At 70.1% G+C, this 15225-nt stretch carries 11 protein-coding genes; 6 read left to right on the top strand and 5 right to left on the bottom strand.

The genetic code is table 11. From position 1 onward, the window contains the following. Window positions 1–51: 51 nt before the first annotated feature. The 5 genes from mce to SALPAC3_RS0119535 all read left to right on the top strand — a co-directional run bounded on the left by mce (window position 52) and on the right by SALPAC3_RS0119535 (window position 7635). Window positions 52–525 carry a methylmalonyl-CoA epimerase gene (gene mce / locus SALPAC3_RS0119555; protein ID WP_018222873.1) on the top strand — a complete coding sequence of 158 codons (474 nt, stop codon included), beginning with the start codon at window positions 52–54 and terminating at the stop codon, window positions 523–525. A 249-nt stretch (window positions 526–774) separates the two neighbouring features. Further along, complete coding sequence (gene ccrA / locus SALPAC3_RS0119550; RefSeq protein WP_026185733.1) at window positions 775–2130, top strand: crotonyl-CoA carboxylase/reductase; 1356 nt, start codon at window positions 775–777, stop codon at window positions 2128–2130. 298 nt (window positions 2131–2428) lie between these two features. Next, the gene (locus SALPAC3_RS0119545) at window positions 2429–3715 is read left to right on the top strand and encodes a DivIVA domain-containing protein (protein ID WP_018222871.1); all 1287 of its coding nucleotides are present in this window, start codon (window positions 2429–2431) and stop codon (window positions 3713–3715) included. Window positions 3716–3875: 160 nt separating this feature from the next. Continuing rightward, on the top strand, window positions 3876–6413 hold the full coding sequence (locus tag SALPAC3_RS0119540) for a hypothetical protein (RefSeq protein ID WP_018222870.1): 2538 nt from the start codon (window positions 3876–3878) through the stop codon (window positions 6411–6413). A gap of 124 nt (window positions 6414–6537) precedes the next feature. Next, window positions 6538–7635 carry an AI-2E family transporter gene (locus tag SALPAC3_RS0119535; protein ID WP_018222869.1) on the top strand — a complete coding sequence of 366 codons (1098 nt, stop codon included), beginning with the start codon at window positions 6538–6540 and terminating at the stop codon, window positions 7633–7635. Here SALPAC3_RS0119535 and SALPAC3_RS0119530 read toward each other — a convergent pair. From SALPAC3_RS0119530 to SALPAC3_RS0119520, 3 genes are all read right to left on the bottom strand, one after another. After that, window positions 7632–8432: an alpha/beta hydrolase gene (locus SALPAC3_RS0119530; RefSeq protein ID WP_018222868.1), complete on the bottom strand. Its 801-nt coding sequence runs from the start codon at window positions 8430–8432 to the stop codon at window positions 7632–7634. The two genes, SALPAC3_RS0119535 and SALPAC3_RS0119530, sit on opposite strands and share 4 nt — an antisense overlap. Window positions 8433–8501: 69 nt before the next feature. Continuing rightward, on the bottom strand, window positions 8502–8789 hold the full coding sequence (locus SALPAC3_RS0119525; RefSeq protein WP_018222867.1) for a hypothetical protein: 288 nt from the start codon (window positions 8787–8789) through the stop codon (window positions 8502–8504). 111 nt (window positions 8790–8900) lie between these two features. After that, the gene (locus SALPAC3_RS0119520; protein WP_018222866.1) at window positions 8901–10691 is read right to left on the bottom strand and encodes a 3-hydroxyacyl-CoA dehydrogenase family protein; all 1791 of its coding nucleotides are present in this window, start codon (window positions 10689–10691) and stop codon (window positions 8901–8903) included. A gap of 181 nt (window positions 10692–10872) precedes the next feature. On the opposite strand from SALPAC3_RS0119520, the gene SALPAC3_RS0119515 reads away from it, so the two are divergent. Next, window positions 10873–12369 carry an aldehyde dehydrogenase family protein gene (locus SALPAC3_RS0119515; RefSeq protein WP_026185732.1) on the top strand — a complete coding sequence of 499 codons (1497 nt, stop codon included), beginning with the start codon at window positions 10873–10875 and terminating at the stop codon, window positions 12367–12369. 71 nt (window positions 12370–12440) lie between these two features. Here the strand turns inward: SALPAC3_RS0119515 and nucS are convergent, their stop codons facing one another. Continuing rightward, the gene (gene nucS / locus SALPAC3_RS0119510; RefSeq protein WP_018222864.1) at window positions 12441–13100 is read right to left on the bottom strand and encodes an endonuclease NucS; all 660 of its coding nucleotides are present in this window, start codon (window positions 13098–13100) and stop codon (window positions 12441–12443) included. 18 nt (window positions 13101–13118) lie between these two features. After that, window positions 13119–15131, bottom strand: coding sequence for a protein meaA (locus SALPAC3_RS0119505; RefSeq protein WP_018222863.1), 2013 nt, complete (start codon window positions 15129–15131; stop codon window positions 13119–13121). Window positions 15132–15225: the final 94 nt, after the last annotated feature.

Below are 15225 nucleotides of genomic sequence, written 5' to 3'. Positions count from 1 at the left end.
GATAGTCAACCGGCCGCGCTCCCCGCACACCCGTTCGGCCAGACTGAGGCCATGGCCGAGCATCCCCCCGTCGAGTCCGCTGCGGACCACGACACAGACATCGGACTACGTCGCATCGACCACATCGGTATCGCCGTGCCCGACCTGGACGAGGCGATCACCTTCTACCAGCGCGCCTTCGGTATGCGGTGCGTACACATCGAGACCAACGAGGAGCAGGGCGTCCGCGAGGCGATGCTGGCGGTCGGCCCGACCGCCGCCGGCGGCTGCGTGCAGCTGCTCGCCCCGCTCTCGCCGACATCCACGATCGCGCGGTTCCTCGACCGACAGGGCCCGGGTGTGCAACAGGTCGCGTACACGGTCGCCGACATCGACGTAGCCTGCGCGAAGCTGCGCGAGCGGGGCCTCCGCCTGCTGTACGAGCAGCCGAAGCGGGGCACCGCGAACTCCCGAATCAATTTCGTTCATCCGAAGGATGCCGGTGGCGTCCTGGTCGAGTTGGTCGAGCCCGCCACAGTCCACTGAGACGGGGGCCCGCCACCGCCCACCGAGACGGGTGGGCCCGCCCTGCTCCCTGCCGAGCCGGCCCACCCACCAATCGATGCACTTTTTCACACAGCTCTTCCGAGCAAAGCTACCGTTCAGTAACGTCCGCCTCCACAGCAGCGCGGTCGATGCCGGGTGCGTCAATGCCGAGCCGGTGGCTGACCGCCGGGCGCCGACTATGGCATGCCCCTACCGGCGACGCGCTGGGCAGACGAACGGGAGGTCGAAGTGCAGGACATCCTCGAAACAATCATGGCTGCGGAGGGTTCGGCGCAGCCCGAACGTGCACTCGCCGGTGTTGCTCGGCTCCCGATTCCGCAGTCCTACCGAGGCGTCGTCGTACGCGCCGAGGAGACCCATATCTTCGATGGGATGACCACGCGGGACAAGGATCCACGCAAGGCGCTGCATGTCCAGAACGTGCCGACCCCGCAACCCGGTCCCGGCGAGGCACTGGTCGCGGTGATGGCCAGCGCCATCAACTACAACACGGTCTGGACGAGCATCTTCGAACCGCTACCGACCTTCAAGTTCCTTCAGCGCTACGGCCGACTCTCCGAGCTGACCAGGCGACACGACCTGCCGTACCATGTGGTCGGTTCGGACGCGGCGGGCGTCGTGCTGCGTACCGGTCCCGGCGTGACCCGGTGGCAGGCCGGCGACGAGGTCGTCGCCCACTGCCTCTCGGTGGAGCTGGAAGAGGCCGCCGGACACGACGACACCATGCTCGACCCACAGCAGCGAATCTGGGGCTTCGAGACCAATTTCGGCGGTCTGGCCGAGCTGGCGATCGTCAAGGCCAACCAGCTCATGCCGAAGCCCCGCCACCTCAGTTGGGAGGAGGCGGCGAGCCCGGGGCTGGTCAACTCCACCGCGTACCGGCAGCTCGTCTCCCATCACGGCGCCAACATGAAGCAGGGGGACGTCGTACTGATCTGGGGGGCTTCGGGCGGCCTGGGCAGCTACGCCACCCAGATGGCGCTCACCGGCGGGGCGATTCCGGTCTGCGTGGTCTCCTCGCCGGAAAAGGCGGAGCTGTGCCGGCGGATGGGCGCGGAGCTGGTGATCGACCGGGCGGCCGAGGACTTTCGGTTCTGGAAGGACGAGCAGACCCAGGACCCGGACGAGTGGCGCCGCTTCGGTGAACGAATTCGCGAGCTGACCGGCGGCGAGGACCCCGACATCGTCTTCGAGCACCCGGGGCGGGAGACCTTCGGAGCCAGCGTCTTCGTCACCAAACGCGGCGGCACCGTGGTCACCTGCGCCTCGACCAGTGGCTACCAACACCAGTACGACAACCGCTACCTCTGGATGCACCTGAAGCGGATCGTCGGCAGCCACTTCGCCAACTACCGGGAGGCCTGGGAGGCGAACCGGCTGATCGCCCTTGGCAAGATCCACCCGACCGTGTCGAGGACCTACAGCCTGGAGCAGACCGGCCAGGCCGCATATGAGGTGCACCGCAACGCGCACCAGGGCAAGGTCGGCGTCCGCTGCCTTGCTCCGACGGACGGCCTCGGTGTGCGCGACCCCGAGTTCCGCGGGCGGCACGAGGCAGCGATCAACCGGTTCCGCGGTCACTGATCAGACGGGCAAGGGTCGCCACCAATGTGGCGGCTGGATTGCCTTTCCTTTCGCTGGCCTGGACGCCCATTCGAACGATGCCGGCTCCCCCGATACCGGTGCAGAACGGAATGGGGCCGCGAGTCCTTGCTCACGGCCCCATTCCAGAGCCCACTTCAGACCGTCACCCCGTCCGGGAGCAGCCAAGATCGCCGATTGGTCCGGCCGCTGCGACCCAACCGGGTTGACCCTGTAATGAGGATGGCAAAGGCCGGGGCGCTCTTGCGAAGGCCCCCTGGTCGTCTGCCAGTATGTCCCAATGCCCCAGCAGCAGTCCTCCCCTCTTGCGTTCTTCGATAGCGCGAACACCCAGCCGGACTTCACCGTCACCCTGCGCGGCTACGACAAAGGCCAGGTTGACGACTTCCTTGGTCGGCTGAGTGCCGCGCTGACCCAGTCCGAGCAGGCCCGCGCCGAGGCCGAGCAGCGGATGAACGACGCGCAGCGCCGGCTCCGCCAGGCCGAGCAGCGGATGACCGCCCTCGACCAGAAGCTCTCCGAGGCCAGCAAGCAACTCGAAGAGAACAATCGGCCGACCCTCTCCGGCATCGGCACCCGCGTTGAGCAGATCCTCCGGCTCGCCGAGGAGCACGCCAACGACCACCGCAACGAGGCGAAGCGGGAGTCCGAGGGCATTCTCTCCGCCGCCCGCCTCGAGGCCCGGGAGATCACTGACAAGGCCCGGGCCGAGGTGGCGGCGATGAAGGCCACCGCGGAGCGGGAGGTGGGCAACGTCCGGACCGCTGCGGAGCGAGAGGCGGCCGAGGTTCGCGTCCAGGCCCGCCGCGAGGCCGACACCCTGCGCTCCGACGCCGATCGGGAGACCAAGCAGCTGCGCACCGTCACCGCGCATGAGGTGGCCGAGCTGAAGTCCACCGTCGAGCGGGAGGTGTCCACCCTCCGCGCCACCGCGGAGCGGGAGATCACCCAGCAGCGGGCGAAGGCCGCCCGCGAGGCCGAGGAGAAGCGCGCCGAGGCGACAAAGCTCCTCACCGACGCGCGGGACAAGCGTGACAAGGACCTCCAGGCCCTTGAGCTGCAGCTGGCCGAGCGGCGGGAAAAGGCCGAGCGCGAGGAGTCGGAGCGGCACGCCACCCAGGTCGCCCAGACCCAGAAGCTGGTCAACGAGGCCGAGGAGCGGGCCCGGGCCGCCCAGGAGCGGGCCAAGGAGATCGAGCAGCGCGCCGAGGCGCGCCGGGTCGAGTCGGAACGCACCGCCCACGACACGGTCGAAGGGGCCAAGGCGACCGCCGAGAAGAGCCTGAACGAAGCGAAGGCCGAGGCGGAGCGACTGCTCACCGAGGCCCGCGCCGAGGCCGACCTGGCTACTCAGACGGCCCGCCGCGAGGTCGAGGATCTGACCCGCCAGAAGGACGCTGTCACCTCTCAACTCGGCCAGATGCTCTCCGGGCTCGCCGGCATCGTCCCGGGTACGGGACCGGACGCCGCCGCGGCTGCTGCCTCCGCCGTGGCCGCTGCCACGGAGGCGAAATCGGAGGACACCACGGAGGCGAAGAAGAGCGAGAGCACCGAATCAGCCAGCTGATCAGCTCAGCCAGGCCTGTTCCACCACGCGGGGCGATGCTGGACATCCGGTGTCGCCCCGCGCCGTACGTTGTTCTAAGTCCGGATCGCACCGGTTGAACCGCTGCATCCGACGAGTCCGTATCGCCCCAAGAGGGCCGATTGCGTGTGAGGATGGGGTCATGTCGAACGGCGAGGAACTGTTCGCTCTCGGCGGGGATGTGACCACGGAGCCCAGCTTCGAGTCCGGCCTGCGGGGGTACGTGAAAGGGCAGGTCAACCGGTACGTCGCTCGCGCCGAGCACGAGATCGCCACCCTGACTGCCGAGCGAGAGCAGGCCTACACCCAAATCCATAAGCTGGCTGGCCAGGTGGAGGTGCTCCAGCGAGATCTCGCCCAGGTCCGCAAGCAGGTCGGCGTGGTGGACCGTGCCTCCTTCCGGCACCTTGGACCCCGCGTCGAGCAAGTCCTCACCCTCGCCGAAGAACAGGCCGAAGAGATCCTCGCCGCCGCGAACAAGGAGATCGATTCCCGCCGAGCCGCCGCCGAGCACATCATCGACGAGGCGCGGGCGGAGGCGGCCCAAGCGCTCAAGGACTTCGAGCTGGCCCTGGCCGCTCGCCGCGTCGAGGAGGAGCGACACACCGCAGCTCGGAAAGCGGAGGCAGACGCCACGGTCAAGGCCGCCACCGAACAGGCAGGCGCCATGGTCAAGGCCGCCACCGAACAGGCCGACGCCACAGTCAAAACCGCCACCGAACAGGCAGACGCCACAGTCAAAACCGCGACCGAACAGGCCGACGCCGCGGTCAAGGCCGCCACCGAACAGGCCGACGCCACAGTCAAAACCGCCACCGAACAGGCCGACGCCACAGTCAAAACCGCCACCGAACAGGCCGACGCCGCGATCAAGGCCGCCACCGAGGAGGCCGCCCGGCAACGCAAGACCGCGCAGGAGGCGCTGACGAAGGCCCAGCAGGAAGCCACCCAACTGCGGGACACCGCGAAAGAGGTGCACACGCGGGCCCAGCAGGAGGCGACGAAACTGCGCGAGGCGGCCCGCGCGGCGCAGGACAAGGCCCAGCAGGAGGCGACCGAGCTGCGGGAGGCCGCCAAGGAGGTGCAGGCCAAGGCGCAGGAGGAGGCCGGACGCCTCGTGGAGCAGGCGACCGAGGCGAGCCGGGCTACCCACGCCAAGGCCCAGCAGGAGGCCAAGCAGATCATCGACGACGCCAGCACCGCCGGCCGGGCCGCCCACACCAAGGCCCGCCAGGAGGCGGAGCTACTCGCCAAGCAGGCTGCCGACGCGGCAAAGCGGCAGCGGGCCGAGGCCGAGGCGTACGCGCAGGAAACACGCACCGAGACCGAGGCGTACGCCCGGCAAACCCGAGCCCAGACCCAACAGGAGTTGGGAGCGTGGCGGGCGGGGGTGGAGAAAGAGGTCAACAACCGCCGGGCGGCGGCTGACCGCGAGCTGGACCAGCGCCGAGCCGCCGACGACCAGGAGTTCGCCAGCCGCCGCGACGAGTTGGAGCAGCGACACGAGTCCCGCCGCGACGAGTTGGAGCAGCGACACGAGTCCCGGCACGCCGAGTTGGAGCAGCAGTACACAAGCCGGCAGCAGGAGCTGGAGACCGGATTCGCTACCCGACAGCAGGAGCTGGAGACCCGACAGCAGGAGCTGGAAGGCGGCTTCGCAGCCCGACAGCAGGAGCTGGAAACCGGATTCGCTACCCGACAGCAGGAGCTGGAGACCCGACAGCAGGAGCTGGAAACCGAGTTCACGACCCGACAGCAGGAGCTGGAAACCGGCTTCGCTACCCGACAGCAGGAGCTGGAGACCGGGTTCACGACCCGTCAGCAGGAGCTGGAAACCGAGTTCACCTCGCGGAGGACCGAGTTGGAGTCCACGTACACGGCCCGCCGAAACGAGATCGAGGGTGCCGCCGAGAGCATTCGGCGGACCGCCGAGCAGGATGCCCAGGCCCTACGGGAGCGTGCGGACCAGGAGGCATCGGCGCTGCTGAGCCAGGCCGAGGAGGCGGCGGCCGAGCAGCGCCGCACCGCCGACGAGTACGCCGCCACCTCCCGACGCCAGTTCGAGGAGTACGCCGCCACCACCCAGCAGGCCCTGGCCACCACCCAACAGCACCTGGCGGCGACGCAGCAGGAGGCCGCGACCAGCCGGCAGCAACTCGCCCAGGTGATGGCGGAGATCGCGCAGGCGCAGCAGCAGCTCGCTGATCTGCGGCAGGAGACCTGGCGATCCCGTCAGGAGTCCGACGATCTGCAGCAACAGGTGGCAGCACTTCGGCTGGAGTTGTCCGGTGCGGCCAAGCCCGCTCCGGATGGGACCGCGGGCAGCGATTCCGACAACGGTCGGGCCCCGACGGCCGCGCCGGCGCCGCCCGCTGGCGACCGGGCCGAGGTCGGCAAGGTCGATCCGGCTGATGCCGGCCAGCCGGCCCGCGGGCGGATCGAACCCGCGGTTGACGAGTCCGCGAAGGGCAGCGTGAAGTCGGTTACCACGAAGGACGGTGATGAGGCCAGCGCCGGGGTGGACGGTGAGCCGACCGTCGCGGCTGTACCGGGTGAAGGGGGTCGGGCAGCCGCCCCCACGAAGATCACCAGTACCGGCGAGAACAACACCCGGCCGGCGAAGCCGACCACCGACGAGCGCAGCTCCAAGCCGAGCAAGGTCGTCGTTGACAAGGACTGAGCCGGCCGGCTCGACGGCGACTCCGGGCGCGGCCGGCTGGACGGCGACTCCGGGCCAGGCCCGCCGGTGGCGGAGCGAGGCGTGGCGGGCCGGCCACGGCGCTGGGCGGGCGGCCTGAGCTCCGGTGGCGCCGGGCGAGCCGGAGTCGCAGCAGCACCGCGCCGACCAGGGGTCCGGGCGGTTCGGCGTGCCGGGGCGGCCCCTGCGCCGGAGCAGCTTCCTCGTCGGCTTCACCGGTGGGCTCGGCGCGCTGCTGGCCTACGCCCTCTTCCTCGGCGTAAGCAACGCCGCCGGCCTACTCGTCCCCGTCGTGATCGCGCTCTTCCTCGCCGTCGGGCTCTATCCGGCGGTGGCGCGGCTACGCCGGCTCGGGCTGCCCCACGGGCTGGCGGTCACGGTCGTCATGCTGACCCTGCTCCTCCTGCTCTGCAGCGGCGCGGTAGCCCTGGTGCCACCGATCATCACCCAGTCCAACCAGTTCATCGAGCAGTTCCCCAGCTATCTGGAGACGCTGCGGCGCAGTGAGACCATCAACGAGCTGATCGAGCGGTACGACCTGGTGGAACGGGCGCAGCACGCGGCGGACACCGGCACCCTCGGCCAGGCACTCGACGGAGTACTCGGCGGTGCCCAGCTCATCTTCGGCACCGTCTTCCGGACCCTGACCGTGCTCGTACTCACCATCTACTTCCTGGCGTACTTCAACCGGCTGCGGTCGCTCGGATACGCGCTCGTCCCCCGGTCCCGTCGGGATCGGGTACGTCTCATCGGTGACGAGATCATCGCCAAGGTCGGCGCGTATATCGTCGGGGCGCTCATCATCGCCCTCCTCGCCGGTACGACCACCTTCGTCTTCGCGTTGCTCGCCGGGTTGCCGTACCCGTTCGCCCTGGCCGTCGTGGTGGCGGTGACCGACCTGATCCCGCAGATCGGTGCCACGCTCGGGGCGGTGATCGTGAGCCTGGTCGGCTTCGCCACCGACCTGCCGGTGGGAATCGCCTGCGTGCTGTTCTTCCTCATCTACCAGCAGGTGGAGAACTACCTGATCTACCCCAAGGTAATGCGCCGATCGGTGCGAGTGAACGAGGTAGCCGCCCTGGTAGCGGCGCTGCTCGGTGTCGCCCTGATCGGCGTGGTGGGCGCCCTCATCGCGATCCCCACCGTCGCGGCGTTCCAGTTGATCCTGCGCGAGGTGGTCATCCCGCGCCAGGACTCCCGCTAGTCTGCAGCTGGGCCCGGCACCGGCCGGTCGGCGAAGGCCGCCACCGTGCGATCGGCGTACGCGCTGACATCACCGGTCTCCATCGGGCCGTCCCAGGTGGTCGGCAGCGGCACGGGGACGGAGGGGTTGACCCGCCGGACGACCTCGTCGAGGACGGTCTCGGCGTCACCGACCCACAGGTGTTTGGCCCCCGGCACTCCGACCACCTCAGCCTGCGGCACGGCCGCGAAACGCTCCCGCGCCTCGTCGGGCCGCAGGTAGTCGTCGAACTCCGGCACCAGCGCCGTGAACGGCTTGCCGGCGGAGGCCCAGTGCGCCAGGTCCTCGGGGCCGGAGAACCGCAGCGGCGGGGAGAGCAGGAGGGCACCGGCCACAGCTGGGTCACAGCCGTACCGCAGGGCCAGATCGGTGCCGAACGACCAGCCCAGCAGCCAGATCTCCGGCAGCTCGTGGAACTCCGCGTACTCGATGGCGGCGGCGACGTCGTACCGCTCGCCGACCGCGTTGTCGAACGTCCCCCCGCTGGTACCGCGCATGCTGGTGGTGCCCCGGGTGTTGAACCGCAGCACCGCCAGGTCGGCCAGGGCCGGCAGGCGCCAGGCGGCCTTGCGGAACACATGGCTGTCCATCATCCCGCCGTGGGTGGGCAGCGGATGCAGACAGACCAGCGTGGCGACCGGCGCGCGGTCGACCGGTCGGGCCAGCTCGCCGACGAGGCGCAGCCCGTCGGCGGTGTGCAGCTCGATCTCCTCCCGGCGGCCGGGCAGGATCGACGAGGCGCGGATGGGTGTGCTCACCCGCCCAGTCTCCCCCGTCACCGGGCCGGCAACCCGGCCGGGGTCGGAAGACCGCGATCAGATCGCGCCTCAGCCGTGGCGGGGCGCGCCGCGACCCCGCTGCACGATCGGTGCCCGCCGGTCCCGGGCCCGCCAACAGCCGCTGTGCCAGTGCCGGCGGTCGGTCGGATCGCCCCACCCCTGGCCGGGCCACGCCACGACATGCGCCACACCGGGCCGGATCTCCTGGTCACAACCGGGGCAACGGTAGGTCTTCACCGACGCGCCGCCGCTGATCAACCGAACCTGCCAGTCGCCGTCCCGCCACTGCTGCACCGACTCGACCCCCTGCCGCAGCCGCGCGGAATCGACCTGCACGCTCTCATCCCGGCGGGATCGGTTACGACGAGGGCTCACACCTCCAGCGTACGGCGGGACGGGGTCGCACGGCGTCGGCGGGCCGGCGACGCGACCGGCCCGCACCACCGGTCAGCGACGGGTGTGATCGCGGAAGCCCCGGCCTGTCTTCCGGCCCAGATAGCCGGCGGTGACCAGGTGCTCCAACAGCGGCGCGGGGGAGAACCCCGGCTCGCGCAGTTCCAGGTACAGCTCCCGCTGAATAGCCAGGGACACGTCGAGGCCGACCACGTCGAGCAACTCGAACGGGCCCATTGGGTAACCGCAGCCGAGCTTCATCGCGTGATCGATGTCGTCGGCGGTCGAGTAGCTCGCCTCCAGCATCTTCACCGCGTCGTTGAGGTACGGGAAGAGCAGCGCGTTGACGATGAACCCGGAGCGGTCACCGCAGACCACACCAGTCTTGCCCAACTCCCCGCAGACCGCCTTCGCGGTCGCGGTGGTCTCCGCCGACGTACGGATGGTCTGCACGATCTCCACCAGCGACATGACCGGTGCCGGGTTGAAGAAGTGCAGGCCGACCACGTCCGCTGGACGCTGGGTGGCCATCGCGACATCGATCACCGGCAGCGACGAGGTGGTGGTGGCGAGGACGACACCGGGCTTGCAGATCTCGTCGAGGCTGGCGAAGAGCGCCTTCTTGACACTCAGCTCCTCGATGACCGCCTCGACCACCAGGTCGACGTCAGCGAGATGCTCCAACGTCGCGGACCAGGTGATCCGGCCCAGCGCGGCGTCCCGGTCGGCCTCGCCCAGCTTGCCCCGCACCACGCCCTTGTTGAGCGAGGTCTTGACCGCCTCGAAGAGCTTGGCGGACTTCTCCGCCCCGCGGGTCACCGAGACCACCTCGTAGCCAGCCTTGGCGAAGACCTCGATGATGCCGGTCGCCATCGTCCCGGAACCGACCACACCGACCTTCGCGGTGCCCCGCGCACGGGCCTCGAGCGTCGACTCCTCACTCACCGGCGTCTGGTCGTCTGGTACGACCACCGGCGAGCCCGGCCGCTCGTAGGTGTAGAAGCCGCGCCCCGACTTCCGACCGAGCAGCCCGGCGGTGACCATCTGCTTGATCAACGGCACCGGGGCGTGTCGCCGGTCCCGGCCGCCCCGCCGGTACATCGTGTCCAGAATCTCGTACGCGGTGTCCAGCCCGATCAGATCCATCAACGCCAACGGGCCCATCGGCAGACCGCAGCCGAGCTTCATCGCCGCGTCGATGTCCTCCCGGCTGGCATACCGCGCCTCGACCAGGCTGACCGCATGGTTGAGGTAACCGAAGAGCAGGGCGTTGGCGATGAAGCCCGCCCGGTCGCTGATCGTCACATCGACCTTGCCCAGCCGCGCGCAGAGCCGCTCCACGTCGGCGACGACCTCGGCCGAGGTGACCACCGTCCGGACGATCTCCACCAGCTTCATGACCGGCGCCGGGTTGAAGAAGTGGATGCCGATGACCTGGTTGGGGCGGGTCGTCGCCACCGAGATCTCGGTCACCGACAGCGACGAGGTATTCGTGGCCAGCACCGCCTCGGGCTTGCAGACCCGATCCAGCTCCGCGAAAATTCGCTGCTTCAGATCGAGCTGCTCGGGAATGGCCTCGATCACCAGGTCGACCGCGTGCAGGGCCGCCAGCCCGACCTGCCAGCTGACCCGGGCCAGGAGCGCGTCCCGGTCGGCCGCCGCGAGCTTGCCCTTGGCGACCGCCCGGTCGGTCGAGCCGGTCAGGGTGGCCCGGCCGCGCTCCAGCGCTGCCTCGGTCACCTCGACGGCGACGACGTCGATGCCGTTTCGGGCGAAGACTTCGACGATGCCGGCACCCATGGTGCCCAGACCCACCACACCCACACTGGCGAACTCGCGCGTCACGCCAAGCCTCCCTGGTCAGCTCCATGCAGCCGGAATTAACGGCCGCTAAGGTATGCGCGCGAGTCTGCCATGTGCCGCAGGGTTGTCGAGATGCCGTGGGCTATGTCACGACGCCGAGGTGGCAGTAGGCGGACGTAGCCTGCCCTACCGGTGAGTAGCAAGCCGGGTCTAAACTTCTGCCATGACGGCTGTACATGTTCCGGGCACGCCGGTAATCGAGGATGGTCGACTCGTGTCGACAAACCCGGCGACCGGCGCGGAGGCCGGGCGGCTGCCGGTCGCGTCCCCCGCCGATGTCGAAGCAACCGTCGCCCGGGCCCGTGCCGCCAGCGGGTGGTGGGCCGGGCTCGGCGTCGCCGCCCGACGGGAGCGGCTGCTGCGCTGGCGGAGCCGGCTGGCGTCCCGGATCGAGGAGCTCGCCGAGCTGGTGCATGTCGAGGGCGGCAAGCCGGTCGCCGAGGCCGTCATCGAGGTGGTCACCGCCGTCGAGCACGTCGACTGGGCCGCACGCAACGCCAAGCGGGTGCTCGGCCCCCGCCGGGTACGGTCCCGGCTGATGCTGGCGGAGTTCGCCGCCCACCTGGAATACCAGCCGTACGGGGTGGTCGGCGTGATCGGCCCGTGGAACTACCCCGTGTTCACCCCGATCGGCTCCATCGCCTACGCCCTGGCCGCGGGAAACGCCGTGGTCCTCAAGCCCAGCGAGTACACCCCAGCCGTCGGCCAGTGGCTGGTGGACAGCTTCGCCGAGGTCGTCACCGAGCAGCCGGTGTTCGCCGCGGTGCACGGCCTCGGCGACGTCGGCGCGGCGCTGTGCCGATCCGGGGTCGACAAGGTGGCCTTCACCGGGTCCACGGCTACTGGTCGAAAGGTGATGGCCGCCTGCGCCGAGTCCCTGACCCCCGTGCTCATCGAGGCCGGCGGTAAGGACGCCATGATCGTCGACACTGACGCCGACCTGGACGCCGCGGCCGCGGCAGCCGTCTGGGGCGGGCTCACCAACGCCGGCCAGACCTGCATCGGCATCGAGCGGGTCTACGCCGTCGAGGGGGTCTTCGACCGCTTCGTTGACCGGGTGGTCCAGCGGGCCGGACGACTCACCGTGGGCGCCGACGGCACCGATATCGGCCCGATCACCATGCCGAGCCAGCTGGAGGTGATCCGCCGGCACATCGACGACGCGCTGGCCCGCGGTGGCCGGGCGGTGCTCGGCGGGGCAGACGCGGTGCGGCCGCCGTACGTGCAGCCGACCGTGCTGGTGGACGTGCCGGAGGACTCAGCCGCCATCCGCGAGGAGACCTTCGGCCCCACCCTGACCATCAACCGGGTCCGGGACGTTGACGAGGCGGTCGCCCGGACCAACGCGTTGCGCTACGGGCTGGGCGGCTCGGTCTTCGGCCGGCGTCGGGCCATGGCGGTCGCACGGCGGCTGCACTCCGGGATGGCCTCGGTGAACTCGGCCCTGACCTTCGCCGGGATGTCCACCCTGCCCTTCGGTGGTGTGGGCGACTCCGGTTTCGGACGAATCCATGGCGCGGACGGGCTGCGGGAGTTCGCCCGCCCCAAGGCCATCACCCGGCGCCGGGCCCGGTCACTGCTGCCCGCGACGACCTTCGACCGCACCGACGCGGACATCGCCCGACTGGTCAAACTCGTCCGACGGTTCTACGGCCGCTGACCCGCCCGCGGCCGCCCTGCCTTCGAGCTGCGCCGCGGCCCCCTGCCCTCAGACTGTGGGCCGCGGGCAACTCAGAACAGCGTCAGCTCGTCCCGCTCGATGCCACGCAGCTTGTCGTAGTCCACGACCACGCAGCGGATCCCCCGGTCGGTGGCGAGCACCCGCGCCTGCGGCTTTATCTCCTGCGCGGCGAAGACACCCTGCACCGGCGCCAGGAGTGGGTCCCGATTGAGCAGTTCCAGGTAGCGGGTGAGCTGCTCCACCCCGTCGATCTCACCGCGACGCTTCACCTCGACCGCGACGGCGCCCTGCGCCGCGTCCCGGCACAACAGGTCCACCGGGCCGATCGCCGTCATGTATTCCCGGCGCACCAGTGTGAAGCCCTCGCCCAGCGTCTCCGGGCTGGCCGCCAGCAGCTCCTGAAGGTGCGCCTCCACGCCGTCCTTTCGCAGGCCCGGGTCGACACCCAGCTCGTAGGCGGTGTCCTGGAAGACCTCCTCCAGGGTGATCCGTAGCTCCTCACCAGCCTTGTTGACCACCCGCCAGACGCCCGGCGACTCCTCCAGCCGGCACGGGGGACTCATCCAGTTCAGCGGCTTGTAGGCCCGGTCGTCGGCGTGGATCGACACCGACCCGTCCGCCTTCACCATCACCAGGCGCGTGGCTGGCGGCAGGTGGGCCGAGAGCCGTCCAACATAGTCCACAGAGCACTTCGCAATCACCAACCGCACCTGACGAGGGTAACGGAGCTACTGCTCCGGCAGGCCGTTGGCGTGGCGAACCACGGTCACCAACTCGTTGACGACCCCGGTGAGCGCGAAATCCTTCGGCGTGAAGACCCGGGCGACCCCGGCATCCCGAAGGGTCTGCGTGTCCGCCTCCGGGATGATGCCGCCGACCACGACGGGCAGATCCCCCCGCCCGGCGGCGCGCAGCCCCGCCAGGACGGCCGGCACCGCCGCCAGGTGCGAGCCGGAGAGGACCGAGAGGCCGACCAGGTCCACATCCTCCTCCACGGCGGCGGCCACGATCTGCCCGGCGGTCAGCCGAATGCCTTGATAGACCACCTCGAAGCCGGCGTCCCGGGCCCGGACCGCGATCTGCTCGGCACCGTTGGAGTGCCCGTCCAGACCGGGCTTGCCGACCAGCAGCCGCAGCCGTCCACCGCCCAGTTGCCGGGCGGTGGCGACGACCCGGGCCCGGACCGCCGCCAGCGGGCCGTCCGCGCCGGAACCGACCGCCCCGGCTAGGCCGGTGGGGGCCCGGTACTCCCCGAAGACCTCCCGCAGCGCGCCCGCCCACTCACCGGTGGTCACCCCGGCACGTACGCAGTCGAGCGTGGCCGACATCAGGTTCGTGGTGGACGCGGCGTCCGCGCGGAGCCGGGCGAGCGCGGCGTCCACAGCCACCGTGTCCCGGCTGGCCCGCCAGTGGCGTACGGCGGTCGTGGCGGTCGCCTCCACCGCCGGGTCGACCTGTTCGATCGCGGCGGCGCCGGCCGCGGTCAGCGGGGAGGGTTCGGTCTCGGTGAACCGGTTGACGCCGACCACCACATCGGTGCCGGCCTCCATCCGGCGACGCCGGTCGGCGAGCGAGGCGACCAGGGCGCTCTTCAGGTAGCCGGTCTCGACCGCGGCGACCACACCCCCCATCTCCAGCACCTTCTCCAACTCGACCCGGGCTCCGGAGACGATCTCGTCAACCAGCGCCGTCATCAGGTGCGAACCGTCGAACAGGTCGGGGTACTCCAGCAGGTCCGACTCGTACGCGAGCACCTGCTGCATCCGCAGCGACCACTGCTGGTCCCATGGGCGGGGCAGACCAAGTGCCTCGTTCCAGGCGGGGAGTTGTACCGCCCGGGCCCGGGCATTCCGGGAGAGGGTCACGCCGAGCATCTCCAGCACGATGCGTTGAATGTTGTTCTCCGGCTGCGCCTCGGTCAGCCCCAGGGAGTTGACCTGGACGCCGTAGCGAAACCGACGCTGCTTCGGGTTCGCCACGCCGTACCGGTCGCGGGTGATCTCGTCCCAGAGCGCACCGAAGGCGCGCATCTTGGCGATCTCCTCGACAAAGCGCACGCCGGCGTTGACGAAGAAACTGATCCGCTGGACCACATCCCCCATCCGCTCGGCCGGCACCTGGCCGGAGTCCCGGACGGCGTCGAGGACGGCGACCGCGGTGGCGAGCGCGAAGCCGACCTCCTGGACCGGGGTGGCGCCGGCCTCCTGAAGGTGGTACGAGCAGATGTTGACCGGGTTCCACCGGGGCATCTCCCCCAACGTGTACGCGATGAGGTCGGCGGTCAGCCGCAGGGACGCTGCCGGCGGGAAGATGTAGGTTCCGCGGGACAGGTACTCCTTGATGATGTCGTTCTGGGTCGTGCCGGCGCAGCGGTCGAGCTGTGCCCCCTGCTCGGCGGCGACGGTGCGGTAGAGGCCGAGCAGCCACATCGCCGGCGCGTTGATGGTCATCGAGGTGTTCATCTCGGCCAGGGGAATGCCCTGGAAGAGGGCCCGCAGGTCGCCGAGGTGCGCCACCGGCACCCCGACCCGGCCGACCTCCCCGGCGGCGAGTTCGTGATCGGGGTCGTACCCGGTCTGGGTGGGCAGGTCGAAGGCGACCGAGAGCCCGGTCTGCCCCTTCGCCAGGTTGCGGCGGAAGAGCGCGTTGGTCGCGGCGGCCGAGCTGTGCCCGGCATAGGTTCGCATCACCCACGGACGGTCCCGCTCGGGCAGCCGACCTGGGGGGGCCTTCTCGTCCATGGCGGGAGTTTAAGTTACTGACGGGTAAATCGGGTTGTGGAAAATTCCACAGCGACCACCACACCCCGGCGCTCGACCGATTGCGCGGGGGCAG

This window comes from Salinispora pacifica DSM 45544 (assembly GCF_000378845.1).
Taxonomy (GTDB): Bacteria; Actinomycetota; Actinomycetes; order Mycobacteriales; family Micromonosporaceae; genus Micromonospora; species Micromonospora pacifica.
This window is presented reverse-complemented; position numbering and strand designations above follow the sequence as displayed.

Excerpts from the sequence above, each read along its gene's own strand:
- SALPAC3_RS0119515 (WP_026185732.1), top strand. The coding sequence starts at position 10,873 with ATGACGGCTGTACATGTTCCGGGCACGCCGGTAATCGAGGATGGTCGA.
- SALPAC3_RS0119545 (WP_018222871.1), top strand. The coding sequence starts at position 2,429 with ATGCCCCAGCAGCAGTCCTCCCCTCTTGCGTTCTTCGATAGCGCGAAC.
- mce (WP_018222873.1), top strand. The coding sequence starts at position 52 with ATGGCCGAGCATCCCCCCGTCGAGTCCGCTGCGGACCACGACACAGAC.
- SALPAC3_RS0119540 (WP_018222870.1), top strand. The coding sequence starts at position 3,876 with ATGTCGAACGGCGAGGAACTGTTCGCTCTCGGCGGGGATGTGACCACG.
- SALPAC3_RS0119505 (WP_018222863.1), bottom strand. The coding sequence starts at position 15,131 with ATGGACGAGAAGGCCCCCCCAGGTCGGCTGCCCGAGCGGGACCGTCCG.